Raw genomic sequence first — 19244 nt, 5'->3', positions numbered from 1 at the left:
GGCTCACCCCCTTTCCGCGATTTGCGTCAGCGCCCAGCGGTCGAGCAGGCTTTCGAAAATCACCTGCCCCCGATCGCCGACCGGCACGAACAGCCGCAGTTTCCAATTGATGATCTCCGACATCAGTCCGCGCGCCTTCAGCGCCTCGACCAGACCGGAGGTGAAGCCGCTCAGCTCAACGCGGTGCTCATTCATCACCCGCACGCGGCGCAGTGACAGGCCATCGGCGAGATGGGCCGTAACCTTGCCGTCCGTGATGAGCCCCCAGGCGTCTTCGTTTGAGATTTTCGGCGCGTTGATGCCGAGATTGCGGCAGACGGCCTCCATCTCGATTTGCGACAACATGCGCCCGATCACCCGTTCGCCATCATCGGCTTGCAGCCGATAGACGCGGGCGTTGCTTTCCGGCAGGCGCCGCCAGATCGGCAATAACAATCCCGTCACCAGATGGAACGTGCTGGTCGAAAACGCGGGGATTGCGGTGACCTCGGTATTCCAGACCTCGGCAAACTGCGCCTCGTCGGCTTCCTTCCAATGGCTCGATGCAAAATCCTCGACGCTCATGATGTCGCGCTGCATGGGCCGGATCATGCGTACCCGGCGCTGCATACTGCCATCATCAAGCATCAGGCTGGTCGCCGATGTCCTGACCGCCGCGCGGTGCGAGCGTTCATTGACCAGCAATTTGCCGTTACGAATCGCCAATGCGTCATCGACGGACATCGGCCTGTTGCGGTCCTTGCGCTCAATCGTGAAGAGCCGGGTTTCCGCACCGCTGTCATGTTTCCATACTGTGCGACGGTCGGTGACGGTCAGGCTCTCGGCGCGGATGGTTTCCAGCCCCGCATCATGCATGCCCGCCTGGATCGCTGCTTCGATCCGGGCGTTGAGCAACTCCTCGAACGCCGTGAACAAATCGTTCTGCATGGCGATGGGCAGCGCCAACAGGCGGTTGAGGAAAGTGGTGATCGGCGGCAGATCCTCCTTCAGCGTCCCACCCTCGAAGGTCAGCGACAGGCCGGTCGCCTCCTCGAAACGTGTGAGCGAACACCCTTCGATACCACCCTGTGCGAGCAACATGTAAAACTGCCGCAGTGCAGCGCGGGCCTGATCGCCTTCGAGATTATCTTCGGCGCGAAAGAGGCCCTGACCGCCGGTCTGGCGCTGGCCGCGCGTGATGGCGCCCAACGTATCCAAGCGCCGGGCGATGGTGGACAGGAACCGCTTTTCCGCCTTCACATCCGTCGCGATCGGCCGGAACAGCGGCGGTTGCGCCTGATTGGTGCGGTTGGAGCGCCCAAGCCCCTGAATGGCGGCATCGGCTTTCCAACCAGCTTCCAGGAGATAATGCACCCGCAAGCGCTGGTTCTTGGCATCCCGGTCAGCGTGATAGCTGCGCCCGGTACCGCCAGCGTCGGAGAAGACGAGAATGCGTTTGTCATCATCCATGAAGGCTTGTGTTTCAGAGAGGTTCGCCGATGGAGCGCGATTTTCGACACAAAGCCGCTCGCCTTTCCTGACAATCCGGCGTGAACGGCCTGTCACCTCGGCGACCTTGTCCGTCCCGAAGTGCTGGATGATCTGGTCGAGCGCTCCAGGCACGGGATCGAGCGTCGCGAGTTGCTCGATCATGCGATCACGGGCCGCCAATGCCGCTTTGCACTGGATCGGGTTGCCCTCGGCATCGAACGCGGGGCGCGAGCGCAAATTACCTTCATCGTCCGTGTAAGATTCAAACAATTGCGTCGGGAAGGAATGCTGGAGGTAAGAGCCGACGACCTCGCGCGGGCTCAAGTCGATGGTCAGGTCATGCCATTCCTCGGCGGGGATATCAGCGAGTTTGCGTTCCATCACCGCTTCGCCGGTGGAGACAAGCTGGATCACCGGTGCATGACCATCGGCGATGTCACGCTCGACGCTTTTGATCAGCGTCACCACCTTCATGCCGGTGATCAGGCCATTGAAGAACCGCTGCTTCGCCCCCTCGAATGCGGATTTGGCCGCCGACTTCGCCTGACCGTTCAATGTCCGGCTTTCGCCGGTGACGTTTGTGGCTTCCAGCGCCTCATTCAGATTGTTATGGATCACCTGAAACGCGGTGGCATAGGCGTCATAGATCGCCACCTGCTCCGGTGTCAGGGCGTGCTCGACGATCTCGACCTCGACACCTTCGTATGACAGCGACCGCGCGGTATAGAGCCCGAGCGCCTTCACGTCGCGGCTCATCACTTCCATCGCCGCAACACCGCCCGCTTCAACGGCCTGAACAAACTCGCCCCTGTTCGTAAAAGGGAAATCCTCGCCACCCCACAGGCCGAGCCGTTCGGCATAGGCCAGATTGCGCACGTCGGTCGCGCCGGTCGCCGACACATATACAATGCGGGCATCGGGCACGGCGCGCTGCAATCGCAGCCCGGCGCGGCCCTGCTGCGAGGGCGCGACATCGCCACGCTCGCCCTTGCCGCCGGCGGCATTGGCCATGGCATGGGCTTCATCGAAGACGATGACGCCATCAAAGTCATGGCCAAGCCAGTCGATAATCTGCTGAAGGCGTGAGGCTTTCCCTTCGCGCTCGGCGGAGCGCAAGGTGGCATAGGTGACGAACAGGATGCCTTCCGACAGGCGGATCGGCGTGCCCTGTTTGAAGCGCGACAAGGGCTGGACCAGCAGCTTTTCCATGCCGAGCGCCAACCAGTCACGCTGCGCGTCTTCGAGGAGCTTATCGGACCGGCTGAGCCAGACTGCCTTGCGGCGGCCCCTGATCCAGTTATCGAGGATGATGCCCGCGACTTGCCTTCCCTTGCCGCAACCGGTGCCATCACCAAGAAACCAGCCGCGCCGGAAGCGTACGGCATTCTCGGCATCGTCAGCGGCGGCATGAATATTGTCGAACGTATCGTCGAGCGTCCACGATCCGGCAAGATGCTTGGTGTGCGCCTCACCCGCATAGATGACGCTTTCAAGCTGAGCGTCGGAAAGAACACCGCTCTTTATAATATGCGTGGGGAGATACGGCCGGTAGCTCGGCTGCGGCGGCGCGACCGAGGCCATGGCGGCGGACTGCACCAGCTTGGTCGGGTGCGGGTGCGCGTCAGGGATGCGGATCGATTGCAGCGCGTAACCCTCATAGAGCGTGTCGGCAAGATCGGCACCTTGGGCGGCCGTCCATTCGGTCGGCTCATAGGCAATCTCTGTGGCATCGGGAGCGGAAGAGATCGTCGTCGGCCTGGGTGCAGCCGGAGCGTGGTGGATCGGCGTGATCGCCTTCACCGCGCCAAGACCGATCTCGCCCTCCACCTTCATGCGCGGCGGCACATGAAGGGTGACATTGGCCAGCAACTCGGCAGCGCTTTGCACCTTCGGCATGATCGGGGAGACGCCAATATCCGGAACCTTGTCGATCACGGTGAGGCGCGTCTCGAACGTCGTGCCATGCTTGGCATAGGCACTGCCATCGATGACGCAGGAAAAGCGAATTGCGCCGTTCAGTCGCTCATAGGGAAAATTATGGCCGGTGATCGTCACCAGCCTTCCGCCAACGGCCAAGCGGGACAGGGCCGAACGCACATGATGGAAATCGGCGTCGGCTGAACGCCCTTTCACATTCACCGCCGCCGAGAAAGGCGGATTCATGATGACAACCGACGGCGTAACATCGTCCGTCAACCGGTCATCAATGCTGGCCGCGTCATGAGTGGAGGTGACGGCGTCGGGAAATAGCCGCCGCAATAACGCCACGCGCGTTTCGGCGACCTCGTTGAGCGCCAGACGGACGCCCATGATCTCGGCGAAAATGGCCATCAGGCCGGTCCCGGCAGACGGCTCCAGCACCACGTCATCGGGCGTGACTCCGGCAGCGATGGCCGCCACCAGCGCCAGGGGCGCCGGGGTCGAAAACTGTTGCAGAGATTGGGATTCCTCCGAGCGCCGCGTATGGGTAGGGAGCAATCCGGCGATGCGGCCGATCATCGATAGAAGTGCTGCGGGCGATGCCGCCTTCTCCTGCATGGCGCGGCCATATTTGCGCAGAAACAGCACCTGCGCCGCCTCGCAGGCTTCATAGGCGTCTTTCCAGCACCAAAAACCCTCGGCGTCCGAGCCACCGAATGCCTCTTCCATCGCCTGGCGCAGGAAGCGGGTTTCAATGGTGATGCCGCGCTCCAGACCGGCAAGAATGCGGTTGGCGGCGGTGAGGATGCAGGCAGCAGTGTTATCGGGCGTGCGGAATGGCGCGGCGGTACGAACCGCCGCTGCGGATAGAGCATAATTCATGGGATGTCTCCGGGTTGAGGTTTGAAAACCGAACCGGAACAGGCTTTCTCTCACCCATTCCGTTCACCCTTCCCGGAAACTCCTCTCACTCTGGTGGCCTGTAAGCCTCGAACGGGTTTCCCTCCGCCAGATGTCCGAAGGGTGTGGAGTCGCAATCCTTCTTATCGCCACGCTGCACGGCAGCAATGATATAACGCGGCGCTTCGGAATGAATATCGGTGCATTCCATCAAAGCGAGATCACCGTTTTCGGCAGCGCGCAGCAGGGTTTGAAAATTGGCGCTGACGTAATCCGGGATCATGACGACGCCCTCCGCGCAATGAAACTGCTCTGGCCGTCATAGGGCGCATGAAGGGCAGGATTGATGACGAAGCCATGTGATCCGCGTTTGTCATATTCCGCCTTGGGCACCAGATAGCGCCGTTCCTCCGGGTCAGCCTTGCCCCATTCGCCGCGTTTGCCGCCAATCGTAGCGATGCATTCGACTTGTCCCGGATGCTGGTCGGATGAAATCGCCGAAATCACGATCCAATCCTCGGCGTGCTTCTCATGGAAAAGCCGCTGATCCTTGATGTAGGATGCGCCCGGCGCAAGGGTTTCGCCGGTGGCGGCTTCATAGGCGTCGGGGCACCAATCCTTCAGCGTATGGATTGCCGCCTCGCGCTGTTCAGGTGTGAAGCATTCGGGAAAGGCGAAGGCGACTTTGGCCCATTCGCAATCCTCCTCGAACCAGCCGGCAGGCACGCGCAAGGCGGGGTGCATCGCCGCCAGGCGCTCGGGGCTGAGCTTAAAGCCGCCATGCGACGGTGTGCCGTAGAAGGTGATACCCTCGGCATATTCGCGGCAATGATCGGCGATGCCCCAGGGAGTGTGGACGCAGAGGGCGTGTCTGGAAATCATGCGTGCGGATTGCATGTCGATGTCTCCTGAAAATCAAAAGGCCCGGCGTGAACCGGGCCATAGTTGATAAATTGGGTTGAGACCGCTTATTCGGCGGCGGTGAGGAATTCCGGAAGCTCGGCGTCAGACGCCACCTCCGGTTCGTCCGTATTCGGCGCGCTCATGGACTCGACACCGGACGTCCTCAGCGGCTCCGGCAGCCAGCCGGTGCCATCAAGCAGCCGTTCGGCCTGTTCGGCCATGTCGGATTTCTTGAGATGATCGATCAGTTCGGCCGCGGCATCGCCCTTGGCCTCGGTCACCGCCTCCAGAATCCGCGCTTTCGGTACCCGGTTCAGGTAATTCTCAGGCGTAGGTTTCCAGCCGGCGGCGGCCATGTCGAGCGACACGGCGCAGGCGAGCTGATCGGCATGGTGCCGGCGGCCCTGCGCGCGGTTCCAGGGCTCATGAACCGCGTTGACAGCGAGCGAGGCACAATGGGCAAACAGCGCCATGCGGCTGTCATGGTCAATGCCGCAGAGAAACTCCCAGAGCATGTCGGACTCGTCGGGAAGCTGCTTTTCCCAATTGGCGTGTCGCTCGTCGATGGCCTTGGCAGACGGGCATTCCTTCAGGTCCGGTCCCTGCACGGGAAAGCCGCTGCTCTTCCACGTGATCTCCAGGCAGCTATCGGTGGCGTAGCGGTAGAAGGTCTGGAGCGCCAGCCCATGCAGCACGGCGATGAAGGCAATGTCCGGGTCGCCCGCCAGAGCATCGCGCAAGGCCAGCGTCCGGTGCGCAGTGAGTTCCATTACCAGCCGGTCCGAAAGTGGCTTGATGCCTTCGTCCTCCTCGTCTGGAGACGCATTACCAGATAGCGCGGCGGGATCGACCTGCCGGGTCTCGCCATCTGCACCGACATGGACGATTTCGACATGATCGCGGACGAAGGCGTCGGCGTCGGCTGCTTCGCCATCGGCCTCATTCTGCGCCTCGTCCTCGGGCCGGACATAGCCGCGTTCGATCTTGAGTCGACCGTCACCGTCGATGCTGACGAACACGCCCGCGCAAGCGATATCGGCGGGATCGTAGATGACGGGCCGATCTTCGAAACCGTCGAGTTTGGTCTCGATCTCGCTAAGCCGCCGGTCGACCTTCTCGGGCAGATCCTCGTCCGTGCCAGAGTAGCGCTCCTCGATCTCCGCCATTTCGTCGCGCAGGGCTTCGCGCTTTGCTTGTTCCTCATCCGACAGAGGCTGCATTTCGCCCATGACACGACGCAAATCGCCAGTATGCCCATAGGGGAAGTCCTGGGCGATCTGGACCCAGCGCCAGCCTTCCGCCTTAATCGTCTCAGCTTCACCGGTCAGCTTCGCGGTGACCAAGCGTTCCAGGAGCGCCACGTCCTGCAACCAGCCATCGTCATTCTGGGAAAACAGATCGCGTAGGACGCTGCCCCCTTCGGCTTCATAGGTATCGAGGCCAATGAGGCGAACCCGCTTGTCCGATGCCCGAACAGCGTCTTCCGTCAGCAACTTGCGGATATAGTATGGTTCCTGGTTGTAGCCGCGCTGCACGGCCTCCCACACTTGCTCCTGCCGCTCATGGTTGGCCGCGATGCTGAAGGCCATGAGCTGTTCCAGCGTCATCTCGTCGGCCGCATAGATTTCAAGTAGCTTCGGCGACACTGACGCCAGTTTCAGACGCTGCCTGACGATCTGCGGGGTGACAAAAAACCGCGCCGCGATGTCCTCGTCTCCGAGGCCCTGATCTTTCAGGGACTGGAACGCGCGAAACTGGTCGAGCGGATGGAGCGCTTGCCTCTGGACGTTCTCGGCGAGGCTGTCCTCTTCGAGAATACCGTCCTCGCGAATGACGCAGGGGATCGGCGCGGTCTTATTGAGGCGCTTCTGCTTGACCAGCAGTTCAAGCGCCCGGTAACGCCGCCCGCCGGCTTGCACCTCATATCGGTCCGTGGGCTGGCCATCCTCGCCGAGCACGGGCCGCACGCTCAGGGACTGCAACAGCGTGCGCCGGGCGATATCCTCGGCCAGTTCCTCGATTGACACGCCCGCCTGCACGCGACGGACGTTGCGGTTTGAGAGCACCAGCTTGTTGAACGGAATGTCCCGGGACTGGGACAGGGTGATTTTCTTGGGGGTTGCCATGTCGGTTTCTCCAGAACGGGCGGAGAAAGCCTTCTTTCCCCTTCCAACCCGTTCATGGAAAACCCGAACTTCCCTCTCACTTTCAGGCCGCCACCGCCCCTGACCAAGCGGTAAAAACCACGCGCTTGGCACCCGAGACGGAACCGTAGGTCCGCGCAAGCGAATACCGGTTCCAACCCGTTGCATCCATCGGTGTCGGACGTGATGAACGGCTCGATTGAGCCCGTCCATCCCATCTATCGAAGCGACCGCATAAGGTAGAATTTTGCCATTTACGCCATCCATCGGAGCGATATAGTTGCGCCATGAGAGGCCATTCGGCGCTCTATTGCTGAACAGCATCGGCGACCCCGCGTTGGATTACGGGGCTCATCAAGAAGACCGTTAATGGATCAGCCGCAACAGCTTTGAAAGCGTAGTAGTTCTAGGTGCGCAAAGACTGGCAGTAGCTGTAATGCTCACGCGAAGAGGGGAGCTATTCTGCCAGCCATTCGCTGTAGGCTTGAACGTCGATCATTGGAACGGTGCCGCTGAATTGGAGTTGTGAAATCAGCTTGAACAGAAACGCGGTGGCGGGCTTGCCACCGGCGTGCACGGCATACTCCCCCGCTTGATCAACCGAATGAAAATATCCATGTGCCGCGACGCAACCAAAGTCGAGCTTTCCGTCTCCCTGATCCTTCTTGACGGCGTTGATAAAGCTGTCCCCGATCGCTGGCGTCCAATCGCTCTCGAACGTCAGTAATCCGCCGTAAATCGGTATCAGCGGTTTTGCCGGATATGTTCCCCCAGCGTGCGGGATGGGCAGGCTGGTGCGATGCAATCGGCGCACACTTTGGACTTTCTCTTGAGCGTACTTAACATGGTCAAGATTGGCTGACTGCTTGGCTTCAAATACGGCGTAGACACTTTCCGCAGGGATAATGATCTGTCCCTCAAAGTGAAAGATGAAGGGGGAGTACTGCCGATCATAAATAACGACATCGATCTGTTGGCTGAACGTCCCCTTACTGTCGACGACATGCGCCTTGTCTGCTTTGTAGCGAGCCGGCAGATACTTGTTGAACAACCCGTTCCAGACGCCTTCGCTCGCATCGCCCTTTGTCCCGGGATGTGCCATCGTTTCCCGAACTGTCTCCAGACGCCGCTGAATATCGTCATGCAGTCCGGACAAAATCTTCGTTAGTGACCAATCGCTCATTCTTTTTCCTCATCGCCACTTAGCCCGCCGCATTCGACTTTAACGGCGAAGTCTTCAATTTCGATTTTGCAAGGGAGCTTATGACCAGAAGCAAGATAGGTCCTGGCGCCGATATGGAGCTGTTCCCGCTCATCGAGTTTCACAATCATCAGAACCAGGAAATTCACGGCCTCGCCCTGGTCGGCGAGCAGATTGTACATGGTGATCTCGTCCTGAAGGCTCGGCCACGCCGGGGCATTTGGATGAGAATGCCATTCGCCGAGATAGTTGAAGCGCTCAGGATCGCCGCCGGCTTTTTCATGAAGCGCGAGGATCTCCTTTCGCGCGCCACCGCCACGACGCTTGAACGTTGTTGCGGTCCCGCCCCAGAATCTCTGCCGCGTCGCCTCTACTATGCGGAAATCGCCTTCATCGATCTGCTCGCCGAAGAGAACGCCACCGATCTCCTTGGCGCCCGTCCGTTTGAGATCCGCGGCCCACCGTTCAACGATCATTTTCGGTATCCGCAGTCTCATTGCTCACACCCTGAAATAAGGATTGAATAAATTCCGACTCTATCGCGGTTTCCTTCCCTGTGGATAAGGCGCGACGGATTGGCGCTTCGACGACTATAGGCCGGGCGTCGAAGGGTCCGTCAAACAGCCATCCGCGCTTCAGCCCCACAAGATAGGCGTGTGCGTCATAATTCGAGGGTTCGACGCCGGTCAGCGCATCGAGCGCGAAGGCGGCGATATGTGCGGAGTATACGGAAACGTCCGCATCGCAAGCCTGCATCAACGCGGCTTGGCCCACAGACCCGTCATAGCCGCGTCCCGCAGCAATTGGTGGCGTCTCGTCGCTGGTCTCGTAATACTGGTTGATGACCGCGCGAATGTCATAGGGCGACGGATCCTTGTCGATCCGCGCCCGTGCCATTTCGCCGCCGACCCCGCCTGCATAGACCGCGCCCCAAACCAGGGTGCGATTGTGACGAAGGCACAGGCCCGCGAGTTGGTTGAACACGTCGGGGTTCGCCGTTGCGTCGATGATGAGATCGCAGGATGCGAGCGCCTGGTTCACATTCGCCGCCTCTTGTGACGAGACCTGTGCGCCGATGGCGCTTCGCCAGACACCGGTTTCGATGCTGCAATGAATAAGCCGGAGACGATGCGCCGTCAGATCAGCCTTGTGCCTGCCGACATCCCGCCAGTCGCCGTCATGGCGCTCCAGATTGCCCATGTGGAGAATGTCGCCATCCACCAGTTCGAACCGGCGCACACCAGATCGTGCAAGAGAGACGGCGATTTTCGATCCGAGCGATCCGAGGCCCACTAGGCCGACCTTTTTCTCTTTAAGATCCGCAAGTTCGACGCCGGACCGGTTCGCCTCGAACGGTGCCAGCACAGTGGTGAAGCACATCAACTCGTCGTCATCCTTGAAATGGCTGAGCAATGTGAAGCCGCCATCCGAACCTTTGAGCAATACAGACCAATGCGCGTCATCCTGGAAAGTGAGACGCGCGCCCAGAAGGTTGCGCAGTTCGCCGAGCGTTTTGATCCCTTGTAGCTTCGTGGTTGGAGCATCGGCTACGAAGGCGGCGCCAGTCTCCACAGCACACGATTTCCTCAGCGGTTCCGGCGTGAACACAGGTTTTGCGTGCTCGCCGTCTCCGCCGATTGACAGGGGATACGCCATGAAAGCTCTGCCGCTACGATGGTCAATTCCGATTTCTATTGGCAGACCGTCGATGTCGTCACCTGCAAGAACGAGACGCGCCATCGGATCGACATAGAAGCGCGTCAGATCGGATCTGAGCGAAAGCGTTTCCGGAAAATCGTGTGCTGAAGGCGCGTGAACAGGTGCGCCGTCTTCGCCAGGCGCTTCAGCGTCCAACAAACGCCGGGTGCTCTCGATCATGTCGGCGCCAGTCACATCCAGCGTCCAATTGTCATTGCGGATGTCGAGACACAGGTCGCCGCCGGCACCGTATTGATGGCCCGAAAGCCGCGTCTCGCCGTCTACCGGACGAATGCTCGGCGGGGAGACCGGAAAGGTATTGTGATAGATCAGGCGGAGCGGGAAACGTCCGCGCGCAAGGACAAGATCGAAGGTCAGGGTCAAACGGAATTCTCCGTCGACGGACCAGTTCGGATTCTGAAACCATTCGGCGCCGAGCGGCTCAATGGCCTGGCGTTCAGTTCGTAAGCGCGTCTGATCCGTCAGCCACCACATCGGCTCACGCGAATTTCGCGGGTCTCGCCGCCGGCGCTGCCTTCGTAGCTGTAAAGCTCAAAGGTGACATGCCGATTGCGGCGCTTTTCGTGGAGAGATCCGCCTGTTTTGGTTTCGGGAACCGTTCCCCAAATATCCGGCGCCAATAATCGGTCGCTTTGTTCTGGTCCTCTTCTGCGAGCGCATTTGCGGCGTCATCCCGATGCTTCTCGACCTTGTCGTAATAGGCGCAGAACTCATCGTTCGTCACGCCGGCAAGGATGTCGCCGCCGGGTACGGCGGGGTCGTCCAGGACCGGACAGGAGCCCAAAAGCCGATTGACCGCGTACGCGTCGAGAAAACCCTGACACCAGTCGTGAAAGAGTTGGCCATAATGGGTTTCCCTTTCGTCGATATGCGGCGCGATGAACGTTTCAAGCGCGAAGCTTTTTGGGTGGCGAGACACCGTCTTGTTCTGACGGCGCGCCCACTTCACCATTCGAGTCATCGGATTGAAGCGCCCCGAACAGCGGGAATTCTGCTTGGCCGACCAGTCCGTGTGTTCTTCGGGATCGGTCTTGTACCATTCTCCGGTATTGCGGTTGCCTATCCGATAGAGATTGTCGTCTTGTCGCGCCAGCAGGATCGAGACATCGAGGTCCGCCTTGTTCATTGACAACGCGATCGAGCACCTGTTCCGTTTGATGGTAATGATGCCGAGATCATCCCGCGCCCGATTTAGCGCTGCGTAAAGATCATCCATTAGCGCCGCCGGGTCCGAGTCCCAGGGACTGCCGTCGACCATCACATAGAGATCAACGTCCGGACGCTCCGTCGATCCGTTCTTGGTCTTCGGCCGGATGGCTGTAGAACGCTTGTAGGAACCGCCGAGAAAGACCCGTTTCACCTTGTCCTTGAACTCTTCGTCGTTCAAGAGCGCCTTGCGCACAGTCGAGTGGGCACTCTGACAGTTCGAGACAGTCGTCTCGCTCGGCGTGATGTCCTTGATGAATTCGGTAAATCGGGTATTTGGCGTCATGGCATTCTCGTTGTTCTGTATCTGTTCTTGAGCTTTTAGCACTTTCGAGCGTCGATTGCCAAGCGCAAAAATCGCAAATTCTAGTAGCCTTGCCTGGTATATAATCACAATATCTAGTGTATCTGGGGACTGTGTTGGCGCATTTCAATCTCCGAAATACCTTGTGGACGATTCACGGTATTCATGCGTCTCGGATAACCGAGTTATAGAAATGGGACACGGCTACACACCGCACATGCCGTCGCATTCGTCAGCGAAGAGATCGAGCTGTCCCTTGTCGGCCAATGTATCGAGGTCGGCCTCGTCGAGCGGCAGGCAGGAACGATGCAGGAAGACCTCGCCGCGCAGATTGCGGAACCCGGTGCGGATCATCCGGTCGATGGCGACTGCGTCGTCCCAGGCCTCCCGATCCTCCTCTCGCATCTGCCGCCATAGAGTGTCACTGTGATAGGGGCAGCCGATGCAGGAACTTTTCGGCGGCGCGGGATAACCGTGCCGCTCCAGCCAGCGCAGGCAGTCGCGGCGCGTCATGCCCATCTCAATGAGCGGGAAACGGTTCACCTGCCACGGTTCCATCGACATTTTCATGCGCACGATCTCGTCGAAGGATATGCCGATCCACTGTTCGACGACCGGATGATTTGGTGAACGTTTGCCTGCGATGCCGATAAGTTCGCGCACCTTGCGGCGGATCGGGACGATTTTCAGTTCCTTTGTGCATTGCCGGCGGATCATGCCGACCTTGCCCGATGCGGATCTGGTGAAGGCGGGGATCGAAGCCCAGCGTTCGCCTTGCGCGCCCTTCACGAGCCCGTCACGGATATTGCCGTCCGAGACGATATGCACCGGAAAGGGCAGCACGTTCGGCGACGTCAGCCAGGCGAGATGCTCATAGACCGCCCGCGGCTCCCAGCCGGTATCGGCGAAGATGGCGCAATCGGGCATCGGCCCGATCTCGCCATGGGCGGCCATCAGCGCCAGCGTGGTCGACTGCACTCCGGCGCCGAGCGAAAGCACACGCAGCTTGATGGTGGATGTATCGGCTGGCGGTGGGAACAGCGCGTTCATGGCCGCTCTCCAACCTGCTGCTTGCGCCGCCATTCGGCGGGCGGATCGAATGTGCCGCCCCAGATTCCCTTGCGCAGGAACTTCGCCATGCCTTCCTGGCTGGTGTAGTTGTAGAGGCGGTTGGCATCGCGGTCGGCGATGGCCCAGCCCTCATTGGCGACCCAGGCTGAAAGATTGTCGCTGCCCGCGTAGCAGATCGAGATGAAGCGACCATAGGCATCGCGTGTCTTCTTTTGCCAGATATCGCAGTTGACCGTCCGGCCTTCGAGGAATTTAGCGAGCGCAGCGGTGGCCTCTCTGCCGCAGGACCATGCGGCACCATCGCGGCGATGGCAGATCTGGTCGATCTCCATGGCATCGACGCCGTAAAGCCTGTGGCGCTTGCCACCCACCTCGCTGGTATCCGCATCGATGACGCGGGCCGGGCCTTTGTGCTCACTATCGAGCGCGGGCCAGAAGGACACCAAGGCGAAAAACACCATACCGATGACGGCGCTGCCTTTGACAAGTTGAAACATGGGAGGTCTCCTTTTTCGGGTTCCGGGCCGACCGACCCTCTCTCTGGCTGTCAGCCCTTCACCCGCCCGGGACGTCCCTTTTCCTCTGGGTCCAGCAGCCGTCGGTAGCCACCCCGCACCATGGTCCTCGCGCCGGAGAGCAGGCGCTGAACGCGGGTACGCAGGAAGCCGGCCTCCCAATCCTCCCGGACTGCCCGATCCCCGAACAGCACCGCCGCGATGTCGCGCTGGCTGGCCCCGAACGCCGCCCCGTCAAAGGCGCGGAGCATCTCGATCCAGCGGCGAGCGCGGCGTTCGGGTGGGTAAAGGGATTTGAGCAAGCGTCCACTGCGCGCCAAGCGGCACAGGCGCTGTAGGGTCAGCGGCTTGATCTCGAAATCCTTGAGGCCGCAAAGCGTGCAACTCAGCAGTGCCGGGCCGATGAGCGCATCGCCCTCTGTCACCGCGAGTTGCAGATGCCGCGTGCCGTCGCTGAATAAAAGATGCTGGCCGTCATCGCCGCGTACGACGGCGCGGAACAAAGGGCATTGGCGACAATCGAATGTGTTGCCTGGGTCGACGTGCGGTTTGGCTTCTACCTGCAAGACCAGCGGATTGCATTCCGGCAGCCAGAAGAACGCCATCTCTCCGTCGATCCGGCAACAGCGAACGCCCCAGCGGGCCAATCGGCAGTCCTGATCGCAAAGGATGTGTCCGGATTCATCGGGCGGGTTGCATCGGGCTTCCCGCAGGTCAGCGAGGAACGCCGGGTTCCTGCGCAGCCACTCGCCCGCCCAGCAATGCCGGTCGCAGTTAAGTAACGGATTATAGTGTTCGGGTTCGCGCCAGTCGGCGCTTGGACTTATGCCCGGTTCGGGTTTCTCCTCAGACATGGCAGCATTCCTCCTTGCCGTGATCATCATCAGCAGACGGAAGAATGCTTGTTGGCCTTGGTATGATTTCCGTCCGCTCTATCGATGATTATCGATAGGAAACGGCGGGCGCGCTTTTGCGAAAGGGTCGCAGCTTTTGAAATTGCGCCACGAAATATTCATAGAGTTTTAAGTAAATCCGACAGTTATTGTCAGACATTTCCTCACAATGGCCGTATTCGCGCCATGATTGCATAAGTAGACTTTGATCTTGGAAGACAGGTTGCCTGTCATATTACGGGCAGCCTGCCCCAAGTGGATTCATGCATTCATGGGGGTGATATGTCAGATGTTTTTATGATCGATTTTTCCGCGGACGCGCCATTGCCCTTCGCAGAGCTTCTCGGGCGCTTTGTCAATCCGGCCGCAGTGATTAACCGCTACCTGTTCCATCCCAATCCGCAAGGCGCGCGCCTGGTCTCTCCGCAAGTCACCCTGATCATGCATGAGGATGAACCCTTCGAGATCGATTGGCGCGGGCCGTATGAATTGCAACCCGCCCGCCATCGCGTCGAAGCAGGTCAGTTTCATATCGTGCCCGCACATACACCGATGGAAGTGGCGTGGGAGGGGGAGCAGCGGGCGGCGATCATTACGTTCACACCAGCCTTTGTGGATCGCGTCGTTCGCGAGCAGTTCAAAGGCCATGCGCCGCGCCTGCGCCCCCAGGCCGCGCTCAACGACGCGCTCGTGCAAAGCCTCTGCACGGCACTTTGCGGTAAAATCGGCGCAAAAGGGCATCACCTCCGGGCCTGCGCCGAGGCCATCGCCACGCAACTTGTCATTCACCTGTTGGCGTGTTTCGGCGCAGGCGGAACGGTGCAGCCTTCGATTGCGGGCGGACTGACCAGTGCTCAGCAGCGCCTTACGCTCGATTATATCAGCACGCATGGGCGGCAGGAATTCAACGTCGACGAACTGGCGGCAGCGGCGGGCCTGTCCAGACGCCATTTCCAGCGCGCATTCAAACAAAGCTTTGGTGAGACGCCCTGCCGATTTGCCCACAACACAGTGATGGCCGCTGCCGTAGAACTTGTGTTGGGCACCCAGAAATCGATCACCGAAATCGCGCTGGATCTCGGCTTCGAGAATTTCGGCAATTTTTCAACGGCGTTCAAAAGACATACCGGCATGAGCCCGGAAGCATTCCGAAGAAGAAATGGGTGACAATCTGCTCTACGAGACCGCGCCGTGTAGGTGCAAGGTACTATTGCCGAGGAATCCGTAATTGAGGAAACATCGGCGCACATAAAGGATATAAGAGATTTCGCCCATTTGTGGGATTTTTGGTCCGATATTTCACGGGACACTTTCCGTAGGCGGACCAAAGCATGGACGACGGACAGAAAATCGAAGGCAGACGGCAATGTGCTGACGAGCGCGGGGACGCCCTGCCTGTCATGCCGCATTTGGCATCGCGTTCGGTTCGACGCACCATTCGTCGGACGCAACTTCGGCAGATCGTGCCGCTGGCTGATACGACGATCTATGAGATGGAACAGCGGGGCGAATTTCCACGGCGGTTTTATTTGACGCCACGTTGTGTCGTCTGGGATTTGGCCGAGGTCGAGGCCTGGATCGAAGAACGGCGGCGCGCCTCCCACGCTGGAAAAATTGAGACAGCACCTGCGCCCGATGTTCGGCTGCGCAAGACGCGGCCTGTCAAATAATCCAAATCAAGTTGGATCAAGCGCAATCGCTTCCATGCTGGGCGGATGGAGCGTTGGCGTATGTTTCTTGGCCGAAGCCCATGCGTCGATCATGTCGGCCCATTCCTGTAACATATGGCGCCGCTGCGGTTCATATTCGGCCTTGTTATAGACGCCGCGCGATGAGCGACTGTCCTCATGCGCAAGGCATTTTTCGATCCAGTCGCGATTGAAGCCGAGTTCGTTCAGAAGCGTCGAGCCGGTGCGGCGCAGATCATGGACGGTGAAGGGTTCAAGCGGCAATTCCTGTTTTTTCGCCCGTTCGATGATGGCCATAGTGACGCGGTTGAATGTGGCGCGCGACATAGGGGCGTCGGCGTCGTAGCGGGATGGCAATAGATAACGCGAGTTCCCCGCGCAGGTCTTGAGCGCGATCATGATGTCGAGCGATTGCCGCGACAGATAGACATTGTGCGCCTTCTTCCTCTTCATCCGTTCCTTGGGGATGCTCCAGACGGCGTTCTCGAAGTCGACCTCATCCCAGACCGCATCCTGCAATTCGCCTTTGCGCACCATGGTGAGCAGGATAAGTTTGAGGCCAAGCCGGATGGTCGGCAGGGTCGCGACCTGCTCTAACTCAGCCAGCATAAGGCGGATTTCGGCGGGCGAGAGGGCGCGATCTTTCGGCGCGAAAGTGGCGATGGACGCGGGGCCAACCTCATCGGCGGGGTTGGCGATTTTTTCGCCGTGCAGAATGGCGAAGGCGTAAATCTGTTTCACGATGTCGCGCGCGTGAATGGCCGTGGCCGGCGCGCCGCGCTCTTTCACCTTGAGGCAGAGTGCGCGCAGATCGTCGGGTGTGATTTCCGATAGAAGACGATTTTTCCAAACGGGCAGGATATCGCGGTTGAAAATCGCTTTGCGCATCGAGCGGGTGCTATCCGCCATTTTGGCGTCCTTGAACCACTGCTTGCCGGTCTCGCCGAAGCTTGGCGTTGCGGAGAGTTTGCGTTTCTCGCGCTGTTTCTTCTGGGCGGGCGAGATGCCCTGCGCCACCAGCTTGCGCGCGGCGAGGCATTTTTCGCGCGCTTCCGATAGCGAAACGCCATCCGGGCCATAGCGACCGATGGTCAGCGTTTCGCGTCGGCCATTGAGCCGGTAGTCATAGCGGAAGGTGATACCCCCTGAAGGAATGACCGTCACATACATACCGTCACGGTCGGCGACCTTGTATGATTTATCTTGCGGTTTCAATCGCTTAATAGCAGCGTCTGTTAACATGTTTGGGCGACTTTCGGGCAATTTCGATCTATCAAAGATCAAAATATACCGTCAGAAAATATACCGTCAAGAACCTCATATTTATCGTTATATTTCAATATGATAATTGCGTTTCTCGTGGGGAGTACCGGAAATTCAGCCTGACGGTATGCCGCGCGAGCGTCCAGGAGGCCAAAACACATACCGTCAGGGATACCGTCAGAATGTTTCGCTTGTCGGCGATAGAGGCCGATAGATATCAACATATTATTGTTTATTTTCAATGAGATAGGCTAGAATACCGATAGTCCGCGAAAGCCGCTGAAATCACCGGCTTCATTCCCACTCGATGGTTCCGGGTGGTTTGGATGTGAAGTCGTAGGTGACACGGTTGATGCCGTTGACTTCGTTGATGATCCGGTTCGCGATGCGGCCCAGAAGTTCTGGTGGATATGGATAGAAGTCCGCGGTCATGCCATCGGTTGAGGTCACTGCACGCAGCGCACAGGCATAATCATATGTCCGACCATCGCCCATCACGCCAACGGTGCGCACCGGAAGCAGAACCGCAAAGGCCTGCCAGATCGCATCATACAGACCCGCATTGCGGATTTCTTCAAGATAGATCGCATCGGCTTTCCGCAGGATATCAAGCTTTTCACGCGTGATCGGCTGGCCCGGAATACGGATAGCAAGACCAGGTCCGGGGAACGGATGACGGCCAACGAAGCTGTCAGGTAAGCCAAGCTCACGGCCAAGGTCGCGCACTTCATCCTTGAACAATTCGCGAAGCGGTTCGACCAGCTTCATGTTCATGCGTTCAGGCAAGCCACCGACATTGTGGTGTGATTTGATCGTAACCGACGGACCACCGGTGAAGGACACGCTTTCGATCACGTCAGGGTAAAGAGTGCCCTGCGCCAGGAAATCAGCACCGCCGATTTTCTTGGCTTCTTCTTCAAATACTTCGATGAAGAGACGACCAATGGTTTTGCGTTTGGTTTCCGGATCGATCTCGCCTTCGATGGCACCGATGAAGGTGTCAGAGGCATCAACATGAACCAGCGGAATGTTGTAATGGTCGCGGAACAGGTTCACCACCTGATCGGCTTCGCCCGAACGCATGAAACCATGATCCACAAACACGCAGGTCAACTGATCGCCAATCGCTTCGTGGATCAGAACGGCCGTGACCGAGCTATCAACACCGCCTGACAGGCCACAGATGACTTTGCCATCGCCGACCTGTTTGCGGATTTTATCAATCGCATCGTCTTTATAGGCATTCATCGTCCAATCGCCAGAACATCCCGCAACACCGTGGGTGAAGTTCTTAAGCAGCTGTGCGCCATGCGGGGTATGGACCACTTCCGGGTGGAACTGAACCGCATAGAATTTCTTCTCGTCATTGGCGATGGCGGCAAACGGTGCGCCCTCAGATTTACCAACAACGCGGAAACCATCCGGCAATGCGTCAACGCGGTCACCGTGGCTCATCCAGACCTGTTCGCGGGCACCTTCGGCCCACGCACCGGTAAACAGCGCGCAGTCTTCGATCACGTCGACAAAGGCGCGGCCAAATTCACGATGGTCAGATGTTGCGACTTTGCCGCCCAACTGGTTGACCATGGTCTGCTGACCATAGCAAATGCCTAAGATCGGAACGCCAAGCTCAAACACCTTGGTCGGGGCGGAAGGTGCCTTGTCCCAATGGACAGACGCCGGGCCACCCGAAAGGATCACGGCCTTTGGGGCATATTCATCAAGGAATTCATCCGAGATGTTATTAAAAGGATGGATCTCGCTATAGACACCGCTTTCACGTACACGACGTGCAATAAGCTGGGTGACCTGAGATCCGAAATCAATAATCAGCACGCGATCAGTCATCGGGCCGTATCTCCGTCGAAGATGGGGTTGCGCCGTACATACGCCAAACCATCATGATGGGCAACCCGGCGCAGATGGTCCCCCAATGATGCATTCGAAAATCTTTTGCCCTGAAACCGGACATTTGGGGAGGATTGCGGCGTTTTTACGCGCATCTTCCCCTGAAAAATACACAATTGGTCCCTTTTTCCATCGCAAT

At 59.0% G+C, this 19244-nt stretch carries 15 protein-coding genes; 2 read left to right on the top strand and 13 right to left on the bottom strand.

Annotation, left to right across the window (positions count from 1 at the left end):
• Positions 1-3: 3 nt before the first annotated feature.
• The 11 genes from RIC05_RS02965 to RIC05_RS02915 all read right to left on the bottom strand — a co-directional run bounded on the left by RIC05_RS02965 (position 4) and on the right by RIC05_RS02915 (position 14207).
• Entirely contained in the window at positions 4-4272 is a 4269-nt protein-coding gene (locus RIC05_RS02965; protein ID WP_350046232.1) for a strawberry notch-like NTP hydrolase domain-containing protein, read from the bottom strand.
• A gap of 85 nt (positions 4273-4357) precedes the next feature.
• Positions 4358-4573: a DUF6117 family protein gene (locus RIC05_RS02960; RefSeq protein ID WP_322333734.1), complete on the bottom strand. Its 216-nt coding sequence runs from the start codon at positions 4571-4573 to the stop codon at positions 4358-4360.
• A complete protein-coding gene (locus RIC05_RS02955) occupies positions 4570-5187 on the bottom strand; it encodes a DUF7007 domain-containing protein (RefSeq protein WP_350046233.1) in 618 nt (205 codons plus the stop codon). The genes RIC05_RS02960 and RIC05_RS02955 overlap by 4 nt, the downstream gene beginning before the upstream one ends.
• Before the next feature lie 71 nt (positions 5188-5258).
• Positions 5259-7319, bottom strand: coding sequence for a ParB/RepB/Spo0J family partition protein (locus RIC05_RS02950; protein ID WP_350046234.1), 2061 nt, complete (start codon positions 7317-7319; stop codon positions 5259-5261).
• A gap of 475 nt (positions 7320-7794) precedes the next feature.
• Entirely contained in the window at positions 7795-8520 is a 726-nt protein-coding gene (locus RIC05_RS02945; RefSeq protein WP_350046235.1) for a DUF6602 domain-containing protein, read from the bottom strand.
• Complete coding sequence (locus RIC05_RS02940; RefSeq protein WP_350046236.1) at positions 8517-9014, bottom strand: Mov34/MPN/PAD-1 family protein; 498 nt, start codon at positions 9012-9014, stop codon at positions 8517-8519. The genes RIC05_RS02945 and RIC05_RS02940 overlap by 4 nt, the downstream gene beginning before the upstream one ends.
• Positions 9004-10731, bottom strand: coding sequence for a ThiF family adenylyltransferase (locus RIC05_RS02935; protein ID WP_350046237.1), 1728 nt, complete (start codon positions 10729-10731; stop codon positions 9004-9006). Before RIC05_RS02935 ends, RIC05_RS02940 begins: the two co-directional genes overlap by 11 nt.
• A gap of 4 nt (positions 10732-10735) precedes the next feature.
• Complete coding sequence (locus RIC05_RS02930; RefSeq protein WP_350046238.1) at positions 10736-11749, bottom strand: SMODS domain-containing nucleotidyltransferase; 1014 nt, start codon at positions 11747-11749, stop codon at positions 10736-10738.
• A gap of 222 nt (positions 11750-11971) precedes the next feature.
• A complete protein-coding gene (locus RIC05_RS02925; RefSeq protein ID WP_350046239.1) occupies positions 11972-12817 on the bottom strand; it encodes a hypothetical protein in 846 nt (281 codons plus the stop codon).
• Positions 12814-13335 carry a thermonuclease family protein gene (locus RIC05_RS02920; RefSeq protein ID WP_350046240.1) on the bottom strand — a complete coding sequence of 174 codons (522 nt, stop codon included), beginning with the start codon at positions 13333-13335 and terminating at the stop codon, positions 12814-12816. The genes RIC05_RS02925 and RIC05_RS02920 overlap by 4 nt, the downstream gene beginning before the upstream one ends.
• Before the next feature lie 50 nt (positions 13336-13385).
• Positions 13386-14207 carry a DUF2285 domain-containing protein gene (locus RIC05_RS02915; protein WP_350046241.1) on the bottom strand — a complete coding sequence of 274 codons (822 nt, stop codon included), beginning with the start codon at positions 14205-14207 and terminating at the stop codon, positions 13386-13388.
• A gap of 321 nt (positions 14208-14528) precedes the next feature.
• Between RIC05_RS02915 and RIC05_RS02910 the strand changes: the two genes are divergently transcribed.
• Together RIC05_RS02910 and RIC05_RS02905 are read left to right on the top strand one after the other, a co-directional pair.
• The gene (locus tag RIC05_RS02910) at positions 14529-15413 is read left to right on the top strand and encodes a helix-turn-helix domain-containing protein (protein ID WP_350046242.1); all 885 of its coding nucleotides are present in this window, start codon (positions 14529-14531) and stop codon (positions 15411-15413) included.
• 164 nt (positions 15414-15577) lie between these two features.
• Entirely contained in the window at positions 15578-15916 is a 339-nt protein-coding gene (locus RIC05_RS02905; RefSeq protein ID WP_502989533.1) for a helix-turn-helix transcriptional regulator, read from the top strand.
• Between the two features lie 6 nt (positions 15917-15922).
• Here the strand turns inward: RIC05_RS02905 and RIC05_RS02900 are convergent, their stop codons facing one another.
• Positions 15923-17176, bottom strand: a complete 1254-nt coding sequence (locus RIC05_RS02900; RefSeq protein ID WP_350046243.1) for a tyrosine-type recombinase/integrase — start codon at positions 17174-17176, stop codon at positions 15923-15925.
• 315 nt (positions 17177-17491) lie between these two features.
• Positions 17492-19045: a glutamine-hydrolyzing GMP synthase gene (gene guaA, locus RIC05_RS02895; protein WP_350044062.1), complete on the bottom strand. Its 1554-nt coding sequence runs from the start codon at positions 19043-19045 to the stop codon at positions 17492-17494.
• Between the last annotated feature and the right edge of the window lie 199 nt (positions 19046-19244).

It is taken from the genome of Thalassospira sp. (assembly GCF_040218635.1).
Lineage (GTDB): Bacteria > Pseudomonadota > Alphaproteobacteria > Rhodospirillales > Thalassospiraceae > Thalassospira.
The sequence above is the reverse complement of the archived record's forward strand: the minus strand, read 5'-3'. Positions and strand labels throughout refer to the sequence as shown.